Here is a 22,350-nt window from a genome sequence, read left to right as displayed (position 1 = left end):
GCAGAGGCTTTGCTGGTAATACCCAATGCCGAGCATGGCTCGGCACTACAGGGTTGGCTTCTTCGGTAAAGCCCCTGCCGCGCATGGCTCGGCACTACAGGAAACAAAGACGCCACCTTGCGGTGGCGTCTTTGGTCTACCTCAACCGGCTCAGCGCTTGCCGCTACCGAGCAGGCCGCTACCCAGCCTGATCAGGTCGCTGACGCCGAACTGGCCGTCGCCGTCCTGGTCCAGCACGCTGCCCAGCAGGCCGCCGCCGATACCGCCTGCCTGCGTCACCTGCTGCTTCTCCTGGCCCAGGATCTGCGCCAGCCCACCAGCGCTGGCCTGGCCGCCGCTGCTCATGCGCTGGGCAATGAAGGCCATCACGATCGGGGCGAGGATCTTCAGCAGTTGGCTGGAGCTGCTCGGGCTCAGCCCGGTGGCCTGGGCCAGGCCGGTCTCTGCACGGTCCTGGCTGCCGCCGAAGATGTGGCCGAGGATGCCAGCGCCGTTGGCTGCCGGGCTGTTGCCGCCGCCCATCACTGCGCCCAGCACGCTGCCGATGTCCAGGCCGCTGTGGTTGTTCTGCAGGGCGCCGAACAGGGCTTCTGCGCCCTGCGGCTTGGCCGCGTTGTTGCCCAGTGCGCCCATCAGCAACGGCAGCGCGGCACTGATCGCGCCCGAGGCCTGCTGGCTGTCGATGCCCAACTGCTGCGAAACCTGTTGCAGCGGCGCGCCCTGCAGTTGGGAGAGGAGATCGTCGGTCAGGCTCATCGGGGAATCCTTGAAGGGTGGGTTGTCCAGCGGCATGGTAACCCCCGCAAGGGCGGGTAAGTGAAGGGGCCAACGACGTGTTGGTTTGTGGGCAAAAACAGCACCGCGCGCGCAGGGCGGGCGGTGCTGTTTCATCCTTGGACCAGCGGGCTGGGCTTACAGCTCGATGTCCTCGGCGCCTGGGGTGGCGGTCGGGAAATCGCTGCCCGGATGCGGCGGCGGTGCGAACGGGTCGGCCGGAGCGGCTGCCGCAGCCAGCTTCTGCAGGGCGGCGGCGATGCCTGCGCCGTAGGCCGGGTCGGCCTTGTTGCAGTTGTCGATGTGGCGCTGCTTGATGAAGTCCGGTGCATCACCCAGGGCGCGTGCGGTGTTCTCGAACAGACGCTGCTGCTGTGCGGCGTTGTAGCTGCGGAACAGGGCACCGGGCTGGCTGAAGTAGTCGTTGTCGTCTTCGCGGAAGTTCCAGAAGTCGGCATCGCCACGGATCTTCAGTGCCGGCTCGCGATACTGCGGCTGCTCCTGCCATTGGCCGTAGCTGTTGGGCTCGTAATGCGGCAGGCCGCCGTAGTTGCCATCCACACGCATGGCGCCATCGCGGTGGTTGCTGAAGACCGGGCAGCGGGCGGCGTTGACCGGGATCTGGTGGTGGTTGACGCCCAGCCGGTAACGCTGCGCATCGGTGTAAGCGAACAGGCGTGCCTGCAACATCTTGTCCGGCGACGGACCAATACCCGGTACCAGGTTGCTCGGTGCGAATGCCGACTGCTCCACATCCTGGTACCAGTTGACCGGGTTGCGGTTGAGTTCGAACTCGCCGACTTCGATCAGCGGGTAATCGCTCTTCGGCCAGACTTTGGTCAGGTCGAACGGATGGATGCGGTAGGTCTCGGCTTCCAGCTCCGGCATGACCTGCACGAACAGCTTCCACTTCGGGAACTCGCCACGCTCGATCGCCTGGAACAGGTCACGGCCATGGCTTTCGCGGTCCTTGCCGACCAGCATTTCGGCCTGCGCATCGGTCAGCGCCTGCACGCCCTGCTGGGTGACGAAGTGGAACTTCACCCAGAAGCGCTCGCCGCCCTCATTGGTGAAGCTGTAGGTGTGCGAACCGAAGCCATTCATGTGGCGGAAGCTGCGCGGGATGCCACGGTCGCTCATCACCACGGTGACCTGCATCAGCGCTTCCGGCAGCAGGGTCCAGAAGTCCCAGTTGTTGCGGGCGCTGCGCAGGTTGGTGTGCGGGTCGCGCTTGACCGCCTTGTTGAGGTCGCCGAACTTGCGCGGGTCGCGCAGGAAGAACACCGGCGTGTTGTTGCCGACCAGGTCCCAGTTGCCTTCCTCGGTGTAGAACTTCAGTGCGAAGCCACGGATGTCGCGCTCGGCATCGGCTGCGCCGCGCTCACCGGCCACGGTGGTGAAGCGGGCGAACATCTCGGTCTGCTTGCCCACCGCCGAGAAGAGCTTGGCGCGGGTGTACTTGCTGATGTCATGGGTGACGGTGAAGGTGCCGAATGCGCCCGAACCCTTGGCATGCATGCGGCGCTCGGGAATGATCTCGCGGTTGAGGTTGGCGAGCTTTTCCAGCAGCCATACATCTTCCATCAGCAACGGGCCGCGCGGGCCTGCGGTCTTGCTGTTCTGGTTGTCCACCACCGGCGCGCCGAAGGCGGTGGTCATCGGCGTTACCGGTGCGTCGCCATGCTGCTGCTTGGGCGTGGTGCTGGTGTCACGCTGCGACTGCGCGGCCTGCTCGGGGGAGGGGGCGCTGTGGTACGGACAGGTCGGCTTGGTGTCATTGCTCATGGCTGGCTCCTGCTGGCGTTGGGGTAGTTCTTGCACCGACTGTAACCACCGACGTGTTAAATGAATAATCAAATGAACTGCTTGCTCTGATAGGGCTTACCTATTGCTCAGCTAGCCGGGATAAATGCGCTCTGTTGATGCCGCAGGCTCAATGCGCTGGCCGTCAGCCGTTATGCTGGGCAGCTGCCTGTGCCGGAACCCCCAATGAGCCAACGCGCTGCCCGATTGCTGCACCTGCTGGATGAATTGCGGCGGCGCCGCACGCCGGTGCGCGGTGCCGAACTGGCGCAGCGCCTGGAGGTGAGCCTGCGCACCGTGTACCGGGACATCGATGCCTTGCGCGCGCAGGGCGCCGATATCGCCGGTGATCCGGGCATCGGCTACCAGTTGCGGCCGGGCTTCCTGTTGCCACCGATGATGTTCTCCGCCGAGGAACTCGAAGCGGTATTGCTGGGCGCGCGCTGGGTAGCCTCACATGGCGACCCGGAGCTGGCGGCTGCGGCCGACACTGCATTGCAGCGTGTCATTGGCGTACTGCCCGAAACGCTGCGCCTGCAGGTCGAAACCAGCGGGCTGTTCGCACCGCACTGGCACGCGGTGCCACCGGAGCCGTGGCTGCCGGCCTTGCGCCGTGCCATCCGCGACGGCAATGCCGTGCGCATCCAGTACCGCGACGTCGAGGGCAGGGTCAGCGAGCGCATGATCTGGCCGTTCGCGATGGCCTTCATGGCCGATGTGCGCATGCTGGCCGCGTGGTGCGAAATGCGTGGTGATTTCCGCCACTTTCGTGCCGACCGTTTGCTGGCACTGGAAGACACCGCGCAGCGCTATCCAGCGCAACGTCATCAGTTGTTGAAGCGTTGGCGTGCGCAATGCATGACGGATACATGATGCGTCACTACTGACAGCTGCTGTCAGTAGCCCCTGCGCACACTGTCGGCTCCTTACAACGCAGGTGCCTGACATGACCGATACGCTTACCTTCTACAGCCATCCACATTCGCGCGGCCGCATTACCCGTTGGATGCTGGAAGAAACCGGTCTGCGCTACGACGCGGTGATGCTGGAGTACGGCACCAGCATGAAGTCGGCGCAGTATCTGGCAATCAATCCAATGGGCAAGGTGCCCGCCTTGGTGCAGGGGACAACGGCAATCACCGAGAACGCCGCGATCTGCCTGCACCTGGCCGATCTTGCACCAGCGAAGGCCTTGCTGCCGCCAGTCGGCAGCGCCGAGCGCGGCGAATGCTACCGCTGGGTATTGTTTGCGGCCGGGCCGCTGGAAGCCTTCGTCACCGATCGTCGTCATGGTGGCCTGGCACCGCCGATGGAGGCTGGCTACGGTACCGCCGAGGATCTGCTGCATACGCTGGAAACAGCGGTTGCCGGCAAGCGCTATCTGGTGGGGGACAGCTTCACCGTCGCCGACCTGTATATGGCGTCGTTCCTGAGCTACTACATCCGCGTGGGTGAGCTTGAGGCCAAGCCGGCGTTCACCGACTACTGCGCTGAGCACCTGCAACGGCCGGCGTCGGTGCGGGCGGGACAACTGGATGATGCCTTGCTCCCACTTGTGGGAGCGGCATAAGCCGCGAAGCTGGGGGCAATGGAAGGGCGATGATATTCGCCCACCGGAATCCTGTGCTGTGCTTTAAGGCAGGGTGAGCTCGCGCTCTTGAGGGTATATCGCCGGCTGCCAATCGTGACTCCGCCAACCCTCTCCCCAACCCCTCTCCCAACGGGAGAGGGGCTTCAGGCGGGTGGCCTGCGACCCGCTCAGATCAACGACTTCACTCGGTACAGCGCTTCCAGCGCCTGCTTCGGCGTCAGTTCGTCCGGATCAATTGCCTGCAGCGCATCCAGGGCGGCTGAGCTCGGCGCGGCAAACAAACCAAACTGCTGCGGCGCATCCAATGCCTGTGGCGCCATCGCCGCGCTCTGGGTCTCGCCGCCACGCTGTTCCAGCTCCGCCAGACGACGGCGTGCCTGCGCGACCGTGGACTTGGGCAGGCCGGCCAAGGCCGCGACCTGCAGACCAAAGCTGCGGTTGGCCGGGCCGTCCTTCACTGCATGCATGAACACCAGCGTGTCGCCGTGTTCGACCGCGTCCAGGTGCACGTTGGCGATGCCGCTGTTGCCACCTTCGTGGCTCTCATCGGCCAAGGCGGTCAGCTCGAAGTAGTGGGTGGCAAACAGCGTGTAGCAACGGTTCTGGTAGGCCAGATGGCGCGCGACCGCGTCGGCCAGGGCAAGGCCGTCGTAAGTCGAGGTGCCACGGCCGATCTCATCCATCAGCACCAGCGAGTGCTCGGTGGCGTGGTGCAGGATGTAGCTGGTCTCGGCCATTTCCACCATGAAGGTGGACTGGCCCTTGGCCAGGTCGTCACCGGCACCGATGCGGGTCAGGATGCGGTCGATCGGGCCGATCACCGCGCGGCTGGCCGGCACGAAGCTGCCGATATGGGCGAGCAGCACGATCAAAGCGTTCTGCCGCATATAGGTCGACTTACCGCCCATGTTCGGGCCGGTGATGACCAGCATGCGGCGGTCCGGGTGCAGGTCCAGGTTGTTGGGCTCGAACGGCGTATCACGCACCGCTTCCACCACCGGGTGACGGCCACGTTCGATGCGCAGGCAGGCGTCTTCCTGCAGTTCCGGCTGCGCCCAGTCCAGTGCCTGGGCGCGTTCGGCGAACGCAGCAAGTACGTCCAGTTCGCTCAAGGCGCCGGCGCAGCGCTTCAGCGGTTCCAGATGCTGGCCGACGATATCGAGCAGGCCTTCATACAGCAGTTTTTCGCGGCTGAGTGAGCGCTCACGTGCAGACAGCACCTTGTCCTCGAAGTTCTTCAACTCCTCGGTGATGTAGCGCTCGGCATTGGTCAGGGTCTGGCGGCGGGTGTAATGCACCGGCGCCTTGTCGGACTGGCCCTTGCTGATTTCGATGTAATAGCCATGCACGCGGTTGTAGCCGACCTTCAAGGTGGCGATGCCACTGGCCTGGCGCTCGCGTGCTTCCAGGTCGATCAGGAACTGGTCGGCGTGGGTGGACAGGCGGCGCAGTTCGTCGAGCTCGGCATCGTAGCCTTCGGCGATCACGCCGCCATCGGACAGCTTCAGCGGTGGCTGCTCAGCGATGGCGCTGGCAAGCAGCTGCGCGCTTTCATCGTGCGAGCCCAGCTCGGCGCGCAGCTGTTGCAGGCGCGGTGAATCCAGCGTGTCCAGCTGTGCATTGATGGCCGGCAACAGGCCCAGGCCATCGCGCAGGGTGGAAAAGTCGCGCGGGCGCGCCGAGCGCAACGCCATGCGGGTCAGGATGCGCTCGATATCGCCAAGCGCGCGGAAGCTGTCGCGCAGGTCGGCGTCGCTGCCGCGATCAATCAGCGTGGCAACTGCGTGGTGGCGTTGCTGCAGCACGTTGCGCAGGCGCAGCGGGCGATGCAGCCAGCGGCGCAGCAGTCGTCCGCCCATCGGCGAGACGGTGCTGTCGAGCACACCGAGCAAGGTGTTGCGGGTGTCGCCGTCAACGCGCGTATCCAGTTCCAGATGACGGCGGGTGGCGGCGTTCATCGCGATCGCTTCGCCGGCGTTCTCCATCGAAATGGAAGTCAGGTGCGGCAGGCGCTGTTTCTGGGTTTCCTCGACATAGCCGAGCAGGGCGCCCGCGGCACCGGTGGCGCGCGGCTTGTCGTCGATGCCAAAGCCACTGAGATCATGCAGTTTGAAGAAGTTCAGCAAGTGGCGGCGGCCGCTGTCGGCATCGAACAGCCACGGCGCGCGGCGGCGCACGCCATTGCGATGGCGCAGGAACTCCGGCCAGTTTTCTTCATCGGGCACCAGCAGCTCGGCCGGTTCCAGCCGGGCCAGCTCGGCCTCGAGCGCGTCATCGGTGTCGACTTCATTGACCAGGAAGCGGCCGCCGGCAAGATCGGCCCAGGCCAGGCCGTAACCGGCCTTGCTGCGCGACAGCGCCATCAGCAAGGTGTCGCGGCGTTCGTCCAGCAGGGCCTCGTCGGTGACCGTGCCAGGGGTGACCACGCGGACCACCTTGCGCTCGACCAGGCCCTTGGCCAACGCCGGGTCGCCGATCTGCTCGCAGATCGCCACCGATTCGCCAACCGCCACCAGCCGCGCCAGGTAGCCTTCAAAGGCATGCACCGGCACGCCGGCCATCGGGATCGGCGCGCCGCCGGAGCTGCCACGCTGGGTCAGGGTGATGTCGAGCAGGCGCGCGGCCTTGCGCGCGTCGTCATAGAACAGTTCGTAGAAATCGCCCATCCGGAAGAACAGCAGCAGGTCCGGGTACTCGGACTTGGCTGCGAAGAACTGCTTCATCAACGGGGTGTGTTCGGGCTTTTTCTCGGTCACGCGCAATCCACTTCAATTTGCCGGGCGGCGGCATAGGGCCGCTATTGTAGGCGCAGTGTCGGGGATGGACGAGGCCGAGGCTTTGGAAAGCGATAACCGCGACGCGGGTTGTGGCGAAGCGGCTGCCAGCGTGTGCTGGCGGAGGGGATGTGCCCGGCTTTCCTGAATGCTTGACCGCTGTGCGGGTTGGGGGGCAGTGCCGACAGGATGGTGATCCTCCGGTCGGCATGCGTTTACCTGGCTGGCCGAGGCCGGCTGCAACGTTGTGGTGGAGGCGCGTTGTTCGGCAGCATCCTGCGTCCGGCAACGAGAGGAGGGCGCCTGCACTGGGGCCATCGATGTGTCAGTCGGTGCCTAGAAATTCCAGGTCAGCGATACCCCGGCCGTACGGAAGCTGTCCGGTGAAAGGTATTGCATCACTCCACCGTTGTTGATGAGTGGGCCGTAGTCGATGAAGCTGCGGTAATGCTTGTCCAGCAGGTTGCGCGCGTACAGCGATACTTCCCATTGGCCATCCTCGGCACCGATGCCGATGGAGACATTGGCCACGCCATAACCCCGGGTTCTGGTGGAGGACTGGGCAGCGCTGTTGTAGAAACTGCTCTTGTAGCTCCAGCCGGCATTGGCATTGACGGCCAGGCCGTTGCCGAGGGCATGATAGTAGTTGCCATTGAGGGAATAGCTGTATTTGGAGACATACGGTGGCGTGAATCCGGTCAAGTCGGCTTGCAGCACGCCATCGATGAGGTGACAAGGTGCGTCCCGGTTGGCCTCGCAAGTGGTGAAGTAGTCGCGGTAATCGGCATCGGTGACCGCGCCGGTGGCGATCAACGAGAAGTCCGCGGTGGGGCGCCAGCTGACTTCAAGTTCCGCGCCCTTGGTGCGCATTTCGCCCGCGTTTGACATGGCAAAGCCCAGGGTTTCCGGAACGTAGACCTGTGCCTGGAAATCCTTGTAGTCGGCCTTGTACAGGCTGACGTTGACGGTCAAGCTGCGGTCGAAGAACTGAGTTTTTGCACCGAGTTCGTAGGCCGTGGATTTCTCCGGTTGGATCTGGTTTGAGCGGTTGGAGGTCGGGTCGATGGTGGGGCCCTTGTAGCCGGTCGCGACGTTGGCGTACCACATCAAGTTGGCGTTCTGCTGGAACTGCAGTGCGACCTTGCCGGACACGTTTTCCTTGCTGATTTCGGCCTGCGATGGAAACACGTTGCCCAAATAGACAACCGGCTTTCCTTCCGCGGTAGGCATCTCGATTGGGGTCATGGAGGCAACCACCTTGTCGTGCGTATAGCGCAATCCGCCACTGGCCGACCAACGATCACTCAGTTTGTAGCCAACATTGGCGTAGAGCGCGTGGCTCTTGGTGTCGGCGTGGATATGCTGCCTGGGCCCGGTGAGTGAGAAATACTCGCTGGGCGGCACAAGGTCGTAATCGAATCCGCCATAGCCGTAGTACTCATAGGTGCTGTCAACGTTTGCGTAATAGGCGCCCAGGACATAGTCCAGTCGCTCGTCGTGCGCGGTGCCGGCCAGGCGGAACTCCTGGCTGATCTGATGCGCGCGGATCGTGGTTATGTTCTTGTTGAGGAAGTCCGCCGGTGTCTGGTCGATGTCGTGCACCTGGTTGACGGTTGAGCCGCGATAGGCGGTGATGGACGTCAACTGAGCACCGTTGGCAAGCCGCAGGTCGGCCTTCGTTGAAAAGCCGGTTACGCCCTGGAAGGAGAAGCCGTCCGAGTCGGCCTGGCTGGTGAAGCTGTTGCCGCCGATGTTCTGGAAGCCCGCGAGGCTGGCGTTGTAGTCTTCGTCCCTACCCAGACTGTAGAGCACACCCAGGGCGCGGTTGAACAGGGTCTGGCGTTCTGCCGCCACCAGGATGTCGAGTTGTTCGGTTGGCTTCCACAGCCACTTTCCGCGAACACCGCGTCCGGTCTGGTCGCCGATGTTCCAGTCGTGGAAGGCATTGGAGATGGCGCCGTCCTGGTCCTTGTAGTACGCGGAAAGCCGTAGTGCCGACGTGTCGGAGATGGCCAGGTTGCCGGTTGCGCGTGCGACATGTTCGTTGCGCTCACCCAGCGATAATGAGACCGAACCGCCGGTGGTGCCGATCTCCGGATTGCGGGTGCTGATGTTGACCACGCCGGCGGATGCGTTCTTGCCGAACAAGGTGCCCTGCGGGCCGCGCAGCACCTCGATGTGCTCGATGTCGCTGAAGCCTGCTACGCCGGGATCGCGGGGAATACCAATCACCACGTCATCGACCACGGTACCAACGGTCTGCTCGGAGGCCACGCTGAAGGCTTGTGTACCGATGCCGCGGACCTGGAAGCCGCCGCTGTTGGCGGTGCCTGCGGTGGCTGAGAACGACACGCCGGGGGCCAGATACTGCAGGTCGGAGATGTTGCTCAGGTTGGTGCGGTCAAGTTGCTCGGCGGTAACAACGCTGACCGAAATGGGGGTGCGCTGCAGCGGTTTGGCCTGGTGGGTGGAACGCACCGTCACCGTGTCCAGGTCCTTGGTAGTGGTTTCTGCGGCGCCAGCGGGATCTTCGGCCAGTGCAGGTTGTGCTGCTGCCAGTGCAGAAAGCAGGGCCAATGACAGGTGGGTACAACGCAGCCCGCTTCCGGAATTCCGGTGTTGGTGGGTGGTGGATTTCCTCATGCATTTCTCTCCGATGGTGAGGCAAGGAACCGGTGGGTCCGGTGGGTTTGTGCGTGGGTCTGTTCGCGCTGGTGCCCTGCTTGCCGACGTTTGCCGCAGTCGATGAATCCAACCGGGACGTGGTCAGCACGGCGATTCAAGGTGGGTCTGCACGGCGTTGTTGCGCCGTCTCCCGGTACGACGCAATGGCCGTGGCAAGCGCGCGACTAGCTGTGAGGAAGGAAGCTGCTACACGTTGGCGTAGCTGTTGTCGCGTCTGCTTGCTGTCGGCGTTGTTCGCTGCAAGCGTTGCAGCTGGGGGATGCTTGCCTTGGCAGTTGGATGTTTCAGCGACGCGCTTGCCGACCTTGTGCGCAGGATGGAGTGGCTGACTGCATCCGGAAATTGCGTATGAGGTCCAGGCCAGCAGTCTGCCAAGCGTTGGACGACCTGTTCTGTGCTGTCGAGCGGTCTCCACGAGCAATCAGCAGCAAGCGGCTTGCCGATGAATGCTGGTTGGGGTGTTGATGCTGCCTTGCGTTCCATTTCCGGGATGACTCCACGCACGTTGATCAATGCTTGTCACGCGTTGCGGGAGCGACGATGTTCACTCGGTAATGTTGGCGTCAATAGTTTGCTGCGAGATGCGCGATTCGGAACATTTCAGCGAAAAGTTGCGTTTGTTATTGAGCGGGATAGCTGATTGATTTTCATCAATGGCAACGATGCACATGTGCATGGTTTGTGTTTTTCCCGATAAGGATTACAGGGTTGTTTTCTGCGCCGGCGATGCTCTGTTGCGCAAATTTTTCGAATGAAAAGCGAGCGGCTGGATGCAGGAAGGAACGGATACTGCGACTGCGATGGGTACAGTGCGCTCTGCATGTCTGGGAGGGGATCTGCGTCAGCGCGAATCGAGGTGAACGGGGCGGATGTCGCCAGGGATCACGTGGTGGGCAGCGGATATGTGGCGCGCAGAGGCTGTTGCCTTGCGCGAGGCGTCCGGGTGCTCAGCGGTCGATGCAATTCACGGAGGCATGGATCCATCTGCAGCACTGGCTGCGGATCGTGGGTGCCGGTGCTGGTGGCAATCCAAGCATCAGCAACGAGCGTGCAGTAACGCCATGTCAGCCGGGTTGCTTAGGTGGCAAACGGATATCGCGGTATTGCCGGCACAACCGGACCATGACCCTGTGGGCCAGGGGCGAATCTGTTGTTTGTCGCTCCTGCGCATAGTCAGCTTCTGGTGCTCCAGCCTGGCAATGAAGGCTACTTCGCCGTCGTATTCGCGGTATCGACGCCACGTGCTATGCACGGCCGGTTTTGCGCTCTTTGCTGCTTTCCAGCATCCGCTGTCGGAAGAAGGGATACAGTGCGGCACTGAACAGTATCGCTACTGTGGCATACGCCAGCAGCTCGGCATCGGCACCAAGCAGTGCGTACAGGCAGTAGGCAACCGCCGCGGCGGCGGTGAACAGGCAGGCGGCGCGCATCCAGCCCTGCTCGCCGCGTTCCAGCGTGCTGCAGACCAGCGCGCCAGCGGAGAACAGGTAGGGAATGATGGTCAGCAGCACCGCGATATTGGTTAGCTGGTCGAACTGGCGGGCGAGGGTGGGTGAAGACGTCACCAGCAGCAGTGCGCTCATCAGCACAGCAACGATCATCAAGCCGGTGCCGGGCATGCCGTGTTTGTTGAGCTTGCAGAACACCTTCGGGAACAGACCGTCCTCGGCTGCCGCCTTGGCCGATTGCCCGACCAGCAGCATCCAGCCGCCAAGTGCGCCAGCCGATTTGAGGATCGCGCACAGTGCGATAACCAAAACGCCCCAGGGGCCGATCATCAACTCCGCGACATCGGCGAACGGCGCGGAGGAATCGCGCAGCTGCGCCATCGGCACCATGCCCATGATCACCAGCGAGCAGCTGATGTAGATCACAGCGGCCAGCGCCAGCCCGAGCAGGGTGGCGAGCGGAATATTGCGCTTGGGGTTGTCGATGACATCGGCCGATACCGCCGCGCTCTCCACACCCATGAAGGCCCATAGCGCGATGGACGCGCTGCGTGAGATGGCGGCGCTGTCTTCCATGCCGCTGACGTTCCAGCCGGCACTGAATAGTGCCGGATCGAACCACCACCAGCCAAAGATGGCGATGCCCAGTATCGGGATCAATGCCAGCAGCAAGGTCCCGGTCTCCAGCGCGCCGACCCAGCGGGCGCCGCGTGCGTTGGCCAGGCTCAGCAGCCAGATCACCGCCAGGGTGAAGCCCAGACGCGGATAGACATCCTGCAGCCAGGGCCAGAGATGGCTCAGGTAGCCGGTCACCACCAGGGCGATGGCGACGTTGCCGATCCAGTTGCCGAACCAATAGGCGTAGTTGCTGACGAAGCCGATGTAGTTGCCGAAGGCGTCGCGCGCGTAGGCGTAAGGGCCGCCGGGCTGCGGATCGAGTTGTGACAGGCGGGCGAACACCAATCCCAGCGCGATGGCGCCAGCGGTGGCGATCAGCCAGCCCACCGAGGAGATGCTGCCGACGGTGGCCAGATTGGCCGGTAGCAGGAATACACCGGTGCCGATCATGTTGCCGGCAACCAGCATGGTCGCCATGGTCAGGCCCATCTTCTTCGGGGTGGGGGAGCTCATGTCCAGGCCGGGTCGGAAGTGAAGTCGATGGTCAGCCAGAAGCGCCCCGAGCGTGAATTCAGCTGCGATGCGATCTCATCGCGCAGGCGGTCGACATCACCGATGCTGCCGAGCTGGGTGTCGGGTCTGGTCAGGATATGGATCTCGACGAACTGCATGCGCCCGATCTTGGCGACGTGGCTGGTGAAACCTTCGAACTGGTGCTTGGCGACGAACGCCTGCATCACCTGTTGCACGAGTTGGTCCAGTTCGCTTGGCGCTACCTGCAGGACTTCGCGTGCGGCTTTCCATGCTCCAAGCAGGGGTACCGGTAGCGTCGCCAAGGCGATACAGGCGAGCACCAAAGGGTCGAGGTAGGGAATCCAGTGTTCATGCGCACCACCGCGCAGTGCCAGGGCGATGGCGAAGGACAGCACCACGGCAAGGCTCATCAATCCGGTCAGCAGCCAGGCGCGTGCGTCCAGGCGCAGCAAGCCGGATTGCAGTCGCCGCGCGTGACGGCCAATCCACACCGCCATCGCCAGATCCACCACCGCCAGCAGGCCGGCCCAGAGCAGGCCGGGTCCCACACGGGTTTCGTGGCCGCCGTCGCTGAAGCCGATCACCGCATTGGCCAATGCATAGATGCAGGCCAGGCTGAGGATTGCACCGCCCAATGCTTCGACCATGGGCTCCAGGTGCCAGAACCCGTATTGGAAGCGTGGGCTCTGTTCGCGGGCCATCAAGCGCAGCACCGCAAGTGCGACCAGTGTCAGCGCCACATCCACGAGGCTGTAGATGCCATCGAACAGGATCGCTTGTGAGCGCGCGAGCATGCCGCCAAAGAATCCGATCGCAGCGACCAGGATGGTCGCCGCGATGGAGAGTTTCAGTACGCGTTGTTCCTGGCGGGTGCTGGTCATCTGATTGGTCGGCGGCCCGGTAGCCATGTAAGAGGAGCTAGGCTTTGAAAGCCCCTCTCCCGTTTACGGGAGAGGGGTTGGGGTGAGGGCGCTTTGAAAGCACGTGGAGCAGATTTTGATCTGAGTGGAGCCAAAGCCAAGGCCAAAGTGCAGGAAGCAAAAAAGCCAAAGACTCCCCTCATCCGCCCCTGCGGGGCACCTTCTCCCGCGTGCGGGAGAAGGGACCGCGGGCGACTGCGCTTACTGCGCGCTCAAACCTTCAAAACCTCCACCCGATAACTCGGCTTCTCCCCGCTGTTGTCGATGATCAACCCATGCACATCCGATTCAAACCCGGGGAAGCGGGCGTTCTGTTCGCGGGCGATGCGCAGCGACTGGATGATCGGTTCATCGCTGGCGCCAAAACGTTCGCCCGGCATGATGGTCGGGATGCCCGGCGGGTAGGGCACCAGCATGGTGCCAGCGACGCGGCCGCTGAGCTGGTCGATGTCCACCCGTTCGATCTCGCCACGCACCAGATGGTTATAAGCTTCGGCTGGCGTGATGACCGGCTCCGGCAGCTCAACGTACATCTCGCGCATCACCTCGGCCACCCGGAACTCACGGTTGAACTCGTGCAAGGCTGTGCACAGGTCGCGCAGACCCCAGCCAGCGTAAGCGGCGGCATTGTCTTCCAGCAGGCTGGGCAGTGACTGGCTCAGCGGTGCATTGGCGTCGTACAGGTCCTTGAACGCCAGCAGCTCGGTGACCAGAGTGCTCCATTTGCCCTTGGTGATGCCCATCGAGAACAGGAACAACACCGAGTACAGGTTGGTCTTCTCCACGGTGATGCCGCGTGACCACAGGAACTTGCTAAGCACCGCTGCCGGAACGCCCAGCTTGCCCATCTCGCCGTCCATCGACAGCCCGGGTGTCAACAGGGTGACCTTGATCGGATCGATCAGCACATAGTCGTCGGCGAGGTTGTCGAAACCGTGCCAGCGCGCATCCGGGCGCAGATACCAATCCGGGCGCGAGGTGGCCATCGGCTTGCTGCTGTTGCCCTTGGCCAGGGTGCGCTCCACGCCATCTGGCTGCCAGACCTTGAACCACCAGTCATCGCGGCCCAGGTCCTCGCTGACATGCAGCATCGCGCGGCGGAAGGCGACGGCTTCATTGTGCATTTCCTGCACCAGCGACTTGCCGGCGTCACCTTCCATCATCTTCGACGCCACATCGCAGGAGGCGATGATGCCGTAATGCGGACTGGTGGAGGTGTGCATCATGAAGGATTCGTTGAAGCGCTCCGCATCCAGTTCCCGCGTCGCCGCGTTACGCACATGGATCATCGATGCCTGCGAGAACGCCGCCAGCAGCTTGTGCGTGGAGTGGGTGGTGAAGATGATCGCATCCTGCTCACGCGGCTTGCCCTTGGCCATGCCGTAGTGGTTCTCATAGAAGGGATGGAACGCGGCATAGGCGTACCAGGCTTCATCGAAGTGCAGGAAGTCCACCGCTGTGCCGAGGTTGTCGGCGATCTTCTCGGCGTTGTAGCAGAGCCCGTCATACGTGGAGTTGGTGACCACCGCGATACGCGGCTTGGCACCGGGCTTGGCCGCCTTGCTGGCCAAGGGATTGGCCTGGATCATCTTCTGCAGTGCTTCTCCAGAGAACTGGTCAAGACTGATCGGCCCGATGATGCCGTGGGCATTGCGACTGGGAGTGAAGTACACCGGAATGCCGCCGGTCATGATCAGCGAGTGCAACAGCGACTTGTGACAGTTGCGGTCGACGAACACGATGTCGCCACGCGCCACCGTGCCATGCCAGACGATCTTGTTGGCAGTGGAGGTGCCATTGGTGACGAAGAAGGTGTGGTCGGCGCCGAAGTTGCGCGCAGCCTCGGCTTCGGCGTCACGGATCGGGCCGGTGTGGTCGAGCAGGGAGCCCAGCTCCGGCACCGAGATCGACAGATCGCTGCGCAAGGTGTTCTCGCCATAGAACTGATGCAATGCACGGCCTACCGGCGACTTGGTGAAGGCTACGCCGCCGGCATGACCGGGCGTATGCCAGGAGTAGTTGGACTGTGCCGAATGGTGGATCAACGCCTTGAAGAACGGTGGCAGCAGTTTTGCCATGTAGTCGTCGGCAGCACGCATCACCTGCCGGGCGATGAAGCTCTTGGTGTCCTCGAACAGGAAGATGTAGCTGTGCACGAACTTGAGCAGCTTGCTCGGTATTTTCTCGATGGTGCGACGTTCGCCGTAGAGGAATACCGGCAGGTCGGCACGACGCTGGCGCTGCTCACGCAGGAAGGCGAGCAGGCGCTGGAACTGGTCGTCATCGTCCTCGGTGCCGTCGATGGAGATCAATACCGCCGACGCAGCCACGTAGGTGCGTGCACCGGCGCGGGCGTCATCCAGGTTCAGGCCCGTGAGCACACGCTGGTCGCTCTTGCGCAGTTCCTCGGCCAGGGCGCGGATGAGGATGCCGGCGATACGTGGCGATTCGTAATCGGCATCGATGATGACGATCGGGTAGTCCAGTGATTTGAAGTACATGATGTTTTCCTATCTACCGAGCGGGGGATCAGTTCGTGCTGGGACGGGCGGTGCCATTCGGAGTGAATTTGGCCAGGCGCTGCTTGCGGCGCTCATCGCTGAAGAACGGATAGAACACGGTGATGAACAGTACGAACAGGAAGGCGTACTGCACGATGCTGCCGGACGAGCCATAGATGGCCCACAGGCAGTAGACGACGGTGATGCTGGTCAACACCCAGAAGGCGCCGGTATGGGCCAGCGTATGCGAGCGTTCCACCACGAAGTAGCAGGCCACGCAGGAATAGATGTAGGGCAGCAGGGTCAGCACCACCGCGGCCGAGGTGATCACGTCGAACTGCGCGGATGCGGTTGCCGAGGTGGAAGTGACCAGTACCGCCAATGTCATCAGGATGGCAACAATGAGTACACCCTTTACCGGTACTTCGTCCTTGTTGGTCTTGCTGAAAATGCTGGGGAACAGTCCATCGTCCGAGGCGGCCTTCGCACTCTGCGCGGTCAACAGGATCCAGCCACCGAGCGAGCCGGCTGCGCCAACGAAGGCGCACAGGCTGACCAGCGCACCGCCCCAGCCGCCAACCGCGTTTGCCGCGGCCAGTGCGAACGGCGCGTCGGAGACCTGCAGGTCGGCGTTGGGGACCATGCCCATGATCACCGACGAGCTGGCAATGTAGGCGATGGCCGCGAGGAACACGCCGGCCAGGGTGGCGCGAGCAACGTTCTTCTCCGGGTTCTCGACCACGCCAGCGGTCACCGACGCCGATTCCACGCCGATGAAGGCCCACAACGTCAGGGCCGCCGCGCTGGATACCGCGCCGAAGTTGGATTGGCCGGAGACGTTGTAAGCCCCCTTGAAAATGGCCGGGTCGAAGTAGAACCAGCCGAAGATGGCGATGCCCAGGATAGGCACCAGCGCGAAACTGGTGGTTACCGTCTGCACGCGGCTGACGAAGGACGGGCCGATCACGTTGGCGAAGCTCAGTGCCCACACCAGCAGCAGCACCGCGACACAGCGCGGCACCGGATCGGACAGGACAGGGAAGAAGTAGCTGAAGTAGCCGACCGCCGCGATCGGGATGGCGACATTGCCGATCCAGTTGGCGAACCAGTAGATGGTATTGGTCTGGAAGCCCATGTAGGGGCCGAACCAATCACGTGCATAGGCGTAAGGGCCGCCTGCTTTTGGTGCCAGCTTGCCGAGTTTGGCGAACACGAAGGCCAGCAACAGTGCACCGGCGGTGGTGATCAGCCAGCCCCAGATCGAGGCGGTGCCGATCTTGGCCAGGCTGGAAGGCAGCAGGAAGACGCCTGAGCCCATCATGTTGCCTGCCACCAGGAAGGTCGCGCCAACGACCCCGATTTTCTTCTGACCTGCCATGACTATCTCCTCTCACCGGCAATGCCGGGTAATTCGATGGGAAGGACATTGCGTGAATCGTTGGGTGGCCCGCCGCACTTGAGGTGCGGTCATCGGCTGCCTGTTACTTGATGAAGTTGTATTGCAGGCTGCCCTGCAGGCGCAGGGTGTCCGCATCGCGGCCGTCCTGCAGTTGCTGCTGGCCGTAGAGCAGTTCCATGCCCATGGTCCAGGACGGGGCAGGGCTCCAGAGCAGGTTCAATGCCGCGTAGCGGCTGCGCCGGAATGCATCGCCGGCCAAGGCATCGGCGCTGTCGATCTGCAGTTGCCCGTAGATCAGGTTGGAGCGCCACAGGTCCGACCAGTAGTGGGTATAGCCGAAGAAGCCGCCACGCAGTGGCAGCGCCTTGAGCCGGCCGTCGATATCGAGGGCGGCATCGAGATTGGAACCGGTGAGGTCGGCGGTATAGCGGCTGATGCCCTTGCCGCCAATCAGGCCGAACAGCAGCAGGTCACGCTCGGCTACCGCGTAGGAACCACTCAGCTGCAGGCCGCCGCCGACGGTGCGGTCGCTGCGGCCATCGCCGTCGTAGCCAAGGCTGCGCAGCACCGCGCCCAGCTGCAGGTGGCCCCAATCACGCTCCATGCGTGCGACCAGGCTGATGTCGGGCAGGTGCTCGGTCTTGCTGTCGTTGTCGCCGGTGTTGGCGAGCTGCGAATCGGGGTTTTCAGCCGCCACGGTCAGGCTGTTGCCCTTGCCCAGCGCGAAGCTGTGGTGGATGCCTGCCACCAGCAGGTAGCCGGCTGCGCCGGGGCCGGCAAAGTCCAGTGTGTCCGGCAGCGAGTCGGCATCCATGAAGGTGGAATAGCCGTAGCCCGCATAGGTATTGCCCAGCTGGCCGTAGGCGTGGCGCAGGCGGAACTCGTAGCTGTCGCTGCTGCCGAAGAAGTCGTTCTCCAGGTAGAAGCGCAGCTTGCCGTGTGTGGTGGGGCGCCGTGCCTCGAAGCTGAAGCGGGTCTGCTTGGCGTGCATGCCGAAGTGCGAGACATCGCGGTGCGGGCTGTCGACCGGAATCGACGAGGTGATGAACTGCTCGGTGTCACCGGCGGCTCGCCGGTCTGCAATGGCGTCGAGTTTTGCGTAGCCACCAAGCCGGATCATTGTCTCGGTGCCCGGGATTGCGATGAATCCTTTCAGTTCCGGGTCGGTCGGTGACGGTGCGTTGTCCAGGCGCGAGGCAGCTGTGGAAGGGTCTGCGACCGAGTCACGCGCTGGCAGTATGCTCTGTGCGGTGATTGCTTTGCCGGTGCCGGCAGCTGTTGTATCCAGGGGGGAGGTCGCGGCAGGCGGCGGAAGTGGTGGAGGTTTTGGGGTGGGATTTGCCTGTCCTTGCTCCAGTGCATCCAACCGCGCGTTGAGCGTTTGCAGATGCTGCTGCGCCTGCGCGATCTCCGCCCGCAGCGCGGCAACGGAGTCCTGCGCGCCTGCTGCGCCGGGCAGCAGCGCAAGTGGCAACAGTGTGGCCAGCGTCAGTGGTTTCATCGCCTGTTCCGTGGAGAAGAAAACGTCACTCACGGCCGGAACATATCCCCGCCGCGATTCACCTATCGCTTGCGTGGCGACACGCTGACTGCCCCCTCAGGCCTGCGTGAAACCTGCCTATTTACCATCGTTGAAATCAGGTTATGACTACGTGAATTTAGGATGAAACCTAATGTCATAAACCGTGATTTCTGATAGCTGAAAGGGCTTCAGTCTGCGCGCTCCACCTGGCCTGTTTCCAGCGGAACCCGGCTGCCATCCAGCAGCCCACGACTGAGTTGTCCATCCTCGATGAACAGCAGTTCGCCGTTCTCGCCGTCCTTGATGCTGCTGTCGATGGCGATGATGCGATCACCGTGGAAACTGCTCACGTGCGGCATCGAGGTGTGGCCGACCACGATGCGCTTGAGCCCGAGCTGGTCCAGCACGGTCTGCACGCCAGGAGTATCCAGCTGGCCATTGAAGTAGCCGCGGTACCAGATCGGGCTGGTCTTGCCGTCGTACAGCGGTGCGGTGATTGGATCGGCCTTGACCTCGGCCTTGGGTCGGCCCAGCGAGGCCTGGTACGCGGCGTTGGTGGCCGCTGGATCGAGCGCGAGTTGCAGTGCGTCGGGCGAAACACCGCCATGCAGGAACAAGGTATCGCCGATGCGCAGCAGCACCTGGCGCGTGCGCAACCATTGCCCGATCACCGAATCGCTGCCATACAGTTGCGGATAGCTGCGGCCGAGCAGTTGGGCGCTGCGCAGGTACTTGGGATTGACGTAACGCAGGTCGTCGTACAACACCATCGTTTCATGGTTGCCGAGCACGAAGTGCACTGCACCGCCAGCCTGCGCGGCCTGTTGCTGCAGGCTGTAGAGCAACCAGAAGGCTTCGGTGACCTGCGGGCCTCGGTCGAATACGTCGCCGGCAATGACCAGCGTGTCCTGGCCCAATGCCCAGTTGTCGTTCCTGTCTATCACGCCATTTGCACGCAGCAAGCGGCGTAGCAGGTCGTACTGGCCATGGATGTCGGAGACGGCGACGATGCGCGGCACCGCGGGTAGTGTTGCAGCAGCTGGCGTGGCGAGCGCTGCGATATCCAGTGGATGCGGATAGCCGCACTCCGGTGCGATCGCACGGGTGATATCGCGCCTTGCTCTCACCTTTCGCGAGACCACCCGGTCGTCGCAGACCCATTGCGCCTGCAATCGCTTGCCATCGCGGAACACATAGGGGCCATCGGCCTGCACATGCGCCGCTGGCTGCGGCACCTCGCGGGCATTGGCATCCAGGGCGGGCAGGGCATTGCACAGCAGCAGGATGGGCAGGACGCGGAGGATGGGCATTGCAGGCTTCCAGAGGCGGGTGACCGTTTGCACCCGCCTGCAGCCTATGCGTTCGCTGCACCGGCAGCATGTGCTATCGGTTGGTGCTGCCTGCTCCTCAATCGCGGCGCAGTGCGCTACGGCCCGGCGCGGTGGGCAAGGCATCGCTGCCCAGTACGACGCGATTACGGCCCTGTTTCTTGGCCTGGTACATGGCGGCGTCGGCGCGTGCCATCACCCGCTCGTAGTCCGGGTGGCCGTCATACAAGGCCACGCCGATGCTGGCGCTGATGGGCAGAAGCTGGCCATCTGCAAGGGTGACCGGCGTATCGACCAGGCGCCGGCACAGGCCTTCGGCGATCACCATGGCCTGGCGTTCCTCCACCGCCACCAGCACGACGACGAATTCCTCGCCGCCGTAGCGGAATACGTAGTCGCTGCCACGGGTGAACTGGCTGAGGATGCCGGCGACGTGTTGCAGGGCGCGGTCGCCGGCTTCGTGGCCGTGCTCGTCGTTGATGGCCTTGAAGTGATCCAGGTCCAGCAGCAGCACGGCAAAACTGTCCCCGGACTTTTCCGCCAGCTCGATCTCGCGGCGCAGCACGGTGGGCAGGAAGCGGCGATTGAGCAGGTTGGTCAAGGCATCGCAGCCGGCATCCAGTTCGCCGATGCGCTCGAACAACATGCCAAGCAAGGTACGGATCTGGCTGACCTTGGAGCGCACATCCTGCAGCTGCGCGGTACGCGCGGCAGGGTCGCTGTCCTGCTGCAGGGTGTGCTGCAGCAACTGGTCGACGTCTTGGATCAAACCGCTGATCTGGCGGGTTTCGGAGCTCTCGCCAAAACTCGGAATGCCTTTGTGGTTGAACCAGAGACCAAACTCCGAACGCGCCAGGGTCTGGAAACTGCCCAGGTCGCCCTGCGCCGCCAGTGCGTACAGGAGGGTGTTCTCCCAGTCCAGCAGCAATGCACGCTGGCGTTCGCGCTCGGTGCTGACGTTCTGCACCAGCGAGAACAGCCGGTAGGCGGCATCCGTGCGTGAGGAACGTTCCCGTGCGTTGGAATAGGCCAGTGTCATACCCTCCAGCGCGATGTCGAACGATGCGGTGAGGCTGGCAATGGCCGCATGTGCAGCCTCGCCGTGTCCGGCCTGCGCGCCGATCAGCTGGAACAGGCGTTGCTTCAGCACGCGGGTGCCACGGGTAACCAGGTCTACCGGTATGCCCACGCGTGCATGCACATCGCCGATGACGCGCTGGTTGGCGATCAGCTGCTCGACGTTGTCGGGCGTTGCGCGCAGCAGGTCCCTGACCCAACGCTGCATGGCCGGCTGCAGTCGTACCCGGACCTGGTCATGTGACATCGATCGTGAGGCACGCGCGTCGTTCATCATGACCTTGTAAAAATGCGCGGCCAGTTCAGCGGCATGCGCGTCGGCCAGGCTTGCGAGGATCTGGCTCGCATCGGTGCCAGCGGCATCGAGGCTGTGTTTCCAGGCATCTGCGAGCGCGCTGCTGTCGGTGTCTGGGGGTGGTGCGGGGACGATGTTCATGCGTACGACCGGTAAAGTGCCAAGAGGCAGCCGACTATTATCGGCAGCAACAACAGGTTTTTGAGGACGTTGTGTTGATGGTTGGATTCACTGTTTGTTCAAGTTCACTTGTGCTGGGCACCCCTATCGGAATGGCGCAATGATCAGCGCCGGCCCGTTTCCGTTGAAGGCGCTGGTTGCCCTGTTGGCGCTGGCGATTGGCTGGTTCTTCGCGCGCGCATTGGCACCTGCTGCCGATGGAATGCGCAGCCGCGCTGGTGCGGTGGTGCTGGATGCGTTTCTGCTGGGTTTGCTCGGCGCTCGCCTGGGTCACGTGGCGCTGCACGCTGGCGACTACCTGCCGCAGCCGCTGTCCATCATTCGTCTGGGCGATGGTGGCTATTCGATCTGGGCGGGCCTGCTGGTCGCGGCGGCCTATGCAATGTGGAAGACCCGCCAACGCGTGCTGCGCAAGCCAGTGTTGCTCGGTCTGGCCGCGGGTGCGGCGTTCTGGGCAATCGGCGGCATGTCGTTGTTTGCAGTGCAGCGCTCGTCCATTCCGTTGCCGGATGCGGTGTTGGTTGATATGCAGGACAAGCCTGCGCCGCTGGCTGTCTTTGCTGGCAAGCCAACCGTGATCAATTTGTGGGCGACCTGGTGTGGCCCGTGTCGGCGCGAGATGCCGGTGCTGGCACAGGCGCAGCAAGCGCATCCGCAGGTGCAGTTCGTATTCGCCAATCAAGGCGAAACCCGCGACGAAGTCGCCGACTATCTGCGTGCCGAGAACATGCAGTTGGGCAACGTGCTGCTGGATGCCGAGTCGCAGGTGATGCAGCAGACCGGCGCTCGTGCATTGCCGACAACGCTGTTCTTTGGCGCCGATGGCCGGTTGCGCAATGTGCACATGGGCGAGCTGTCGCGCGCCACCTTGGAAGCGCGCCTGCGCGAAATGCAATAACCC

Annotated in this window: 14 protein-coding genes; 3 read left to right on the top strand and 11 right to left on the bottom strand. The window is 63.2% G+C overall.

Translation table 11 applies throughout. From position 1 onward, the window contains the following. Nucleotides 1-150 precede the first annotated feature (150 nt). Entirely contained in the window at nt 151-756 is a 606-nt protein-coding gene (locus AC1VWL_RS08875) for a DUF937 domain-containing protein (RefSeq protein ID WP_481615747.1), read from the bottom strand. Nucleotides 757-912: 156 nt separating this feature from the next. Then, the gene (locus AC1VWL_RS08870; protein WP_482986428.1) at nt 913-2,559 is read right to left on the bottom strand and encodes a catalase; all 1,647 of its coding nucleotides are present in this window, start codon (nt 2,557-2,559) and stop codon (nt 913-915) included. A gap of 204 nt (nt 2,560-2,763) precedes the next feature. Between AC1VWL_RS08870 and AC1VWL_RS08865 the strand changes: the two genes are divergently transcribed. Further along, the gene (locus AC1VWL_RS08865) at nt 2,764-3,450 is read left to right on the top strand and encodes a helix-turn-helix transcriptional regulator (protein ID WP_481545149.1); all 687 of its coding nucleotides are present in this window, start codon (nt 2,764-2,766) and stop codon (nt 3,448-3,450) included. Nucleotides 3,451-3,523: 73 nt separating this feature from the next. Then, nucleotides 3,524-4,147: a glutathione S-transferase family protein gene (locus tag AC1VWL_RS08860; RefSeq protein ID WP_482986427.1), complete on the top strand. Its 624-nt coding sequence runs from the start codon at nt 3,524-3,526 to the stop codon at nt 4,145-4,147. Between the two features lie 188 nt (nt 4,148-4,335). Here the strand turns inward: AC1VWL_RS08860 and mutS are convergent, their stop codons facing one another. From mutS to AC1VWL_RS08815, 9 genes are all read right to left on the bottom strand, one after another. Beyond that, nucleotides 4,336-6,891, bottom strand: a complete 2,556-nt coding sequence (mutS, locus tag AC1VWL_RS08855) for a DNA mismatch repair protein MutS (protein WP_482986430.1) — start codon at nt 6,889-6,891, stop codon at nt 4,336-4,338. A gap of 387 nt (nt 6,892-7,278) precedes the next feature. Beyond that, nucleotides 7,279-9,585, bottom strand: coding sequence for a TonB-dependent receptor (locus AC1VWL_RS08850; protein WP_482986426.1), 2,307 nt, complete (start codon nt 9,583-9,585; stop codon nt 7,279-7,281). A gap of 1,286 nt (nt 9,586-10,871) precedes the next feature. Next, nucleotides 10,872-12,206, bottom strand: coding sequence for an amino acid permease (locus tag AC1VWL_RS08845; protein WP_482986425.1), 1,335 nt, complete (start codon nt 12,204-12,206; stop codon nt 10,872-10,874). Beyond that, nucleotides 12,203-13,108: a cation diffusion facilitator family transporter gene (locus tag AC1VWL_RS08840; protein ID WP_482986424.1), complete on the bottom strand. Its 906-nt coding sequence runs from the start codon at nt 13,106-13,108 to the stop codon at nt 12,203-12,205. Before AC1VWL_RS08840 ends, AC1VWL_RS08845 begins: the two co-directional genes overlap by 4 nt. A 251-nt stretch (nt 13,109-13,359) precedes the next feature. After that, on the bottom strand, nt 13,360-15,648 hold the full coding sequence (locus AC1VWL_RS08835) for an Orn/Lys/Arg family decarboxylase (protein WP_482986423.1): 2,289 nt from the start codon (nt 15,646-15,648) through the stop codon (nt 13,360-13,362). A gap of 28 nt (nt 15,649-15,676) precedes the next feature. Beyond that, nucleotides 15,677-17,026, bottom strand: a complete 1,350-nt coding sequence (gene adiC, locus AC1VWL_RS08830; RefSeq protein WP_482986422.1) for an arginine/agmatine antiporter — start codon at nt 17,024-17,026, stop codon at nt 15,677-15,679. 103 nt (nt 17,027-17,129) lie between these two features. Then, nucleotides 17,130-18,548 carry a DcaP family trimeric outer membrane transporter gene (locus AC1VWL_RS08825; RefSeq protein WP_482986421.1) on the bottom strand — a complete coding sequence of 473 codons (1,419 nt, stop codon included), beginning with the start codon at nt 18,546-18,548 and terminating at the stop codon, nt 17,130-17,132. Nucleotides 18,549-18,757: 209 nt separating this feature from the next. Beyond that, nucleotides 18,758-19,879: a metallophosphoesterase gene (locus tag AC1VWL_RS08820; protein WP_482986420.1), complete on the bottom strand. Its 1,122-nt coding sequence runs from the start codon at nt 19,877-19,879 to the stop codon at nt 18,758-18,760. Nucleotides 19,880-19,976: 97 nt separating this feature from the next. Continuing rightward, nucleotides 19,977-21,410 (bottom strand): GGDEF domain-containing protein, encoded by a 1,434-nt coding sequence (locus AC1VWL_RS08815; RefSeq protein WP_482986419.1) that lies wholly within the window; start codon nt 21,408-21,410, stop codon nt 19,977-19,979. Between the two features lie 139 nt (nt 21,411-21,549). Here AC1VWL_RS08815 and AC1VWL_RS08810 point away from each other — a divergent pair, with 139 nt between their 5' ends. After that, the gene (locus AC1VWL_RS08810; RefSeq protein WP_482986418.1) at nt 21,550-22,347 is read left to right on the top strand and encodes a TlpA family protein disulfide reductase; all 798 of its coding nucleotides are present in this window, start codon (nt 21,550-21,552) and stop codon (nt 22,345-22,347) included. Nucleotides 22,348-22,350 lie beyond the last annotated feature (3 nt).

The organism is Stenotrophomonas sp. STEN063 (genome assembly GCF_056854515.1).
The sequence above is the reverse complement of the archived record's forward strand: the minus strand, read 5'-3'. Positions and strand labels throughout refer to the sequence as shown.

Bases quoted from the DNA above. Each gene is read 5' to 3' on its own strand.
- AC1VWL_RS08845 (WP_482986425.1), bottom strand. From the start codon at position 12,206: ATGAGCTCCCCCACCCCGAAGAAGATGGGCCTGACCATGGCGACCATG.
- AC1VWL_RS08810 (WP_482986418.1), top strand. From the start codon at position 21,550: ATGATCAGCGCCGGCCCGTTTCCGTTGAAGGCGCTGGTTGCCCTGTTG.
- AC1VWL_RS08825 (WP_482986421.1), bottom strand. From the start codon at position 18,548: ATGAAACCACTGACGCTGGCCACACTGTTGCCACTTGCGCTGCTGCCC.
- AC1VWL_RS08835 (WP_482986423.1), bottom strand. From the start codon at position 15,648: ATGTACTTCAAATCACTGGACTACCCGATCGTCATCATCGATGCCGAT.
- AC1VWL_RS08840 (WP_482986424.1), bottom strand. From the start codon at position 13,108: ATGACCAGCACCCGCCAGGAACAACGCGTACTGAAACTCTCCATCGCG.
- mutS (WP_482986430.1), bottom strand. From the start codon at position 6,891: ATGAAGCAGTTCTTCGCAGCCAAGTCCGAGTACCCGGACCTGCTGCTG.
- AC1VWL_RS08815 (WP_482986419.1), bottom strand. From the start codon at position 21,410: ATGAACATCGTCCCCGCACCACCCCCAGACACCGACAGCAGCGCGCTC.
- AC1VWL_RS08865 (WP_481545149.1), top strand. From the start codon at position 2,764: ATGAGCCAACGCGCTGCCCGATTGCTGCACCTGCTGGATGAATTGCGG.
- adiC (WP_482986422.1), bottom strand. From the start codon at position 17,026: ATGGCAGGTCAGAAGAAAATCGGGGTCGTTGGCGCGACCTTCCTGGTG.
- AC1VWL_RS08850 (WP_482986426.1), bottom strand. From the start codon at position 9,585: ATGAGGAAATCCACCACCCACCAACACCGGAATTCCGGAAGCGGGCTG.
- AC1VWL_RS08870 (WP_482986428.1), bottom strand. From the start codon at position 2,559: ATGAGCAATGACACCAAGCCGACCTGTCCGTACCACAGCGCCCCCTCC.
- AC1VWL_RS08860 (WP_482986427.1), top strand. From the start codon at position 3,524: ATGACCGATACGCTTACCTTCTACAGCCATCCACATTCGCGCGGCCGC.
- AC1VWL_RS08875 (WP_481615747.1), bottom strand. From the start codon at position 756: ATGAGCCTGACCGACGATCTCCTCTCCCAACTGCAGGGCGCGCCGCTG.
- AC1VWL_RS08820 (WP_482986420.1), bottom strand. From the start codon at position 19,879: ATGCCCATCCTCCGCGTCCTGCCCATCCTGCTGCTGTGCAATGCCCTG.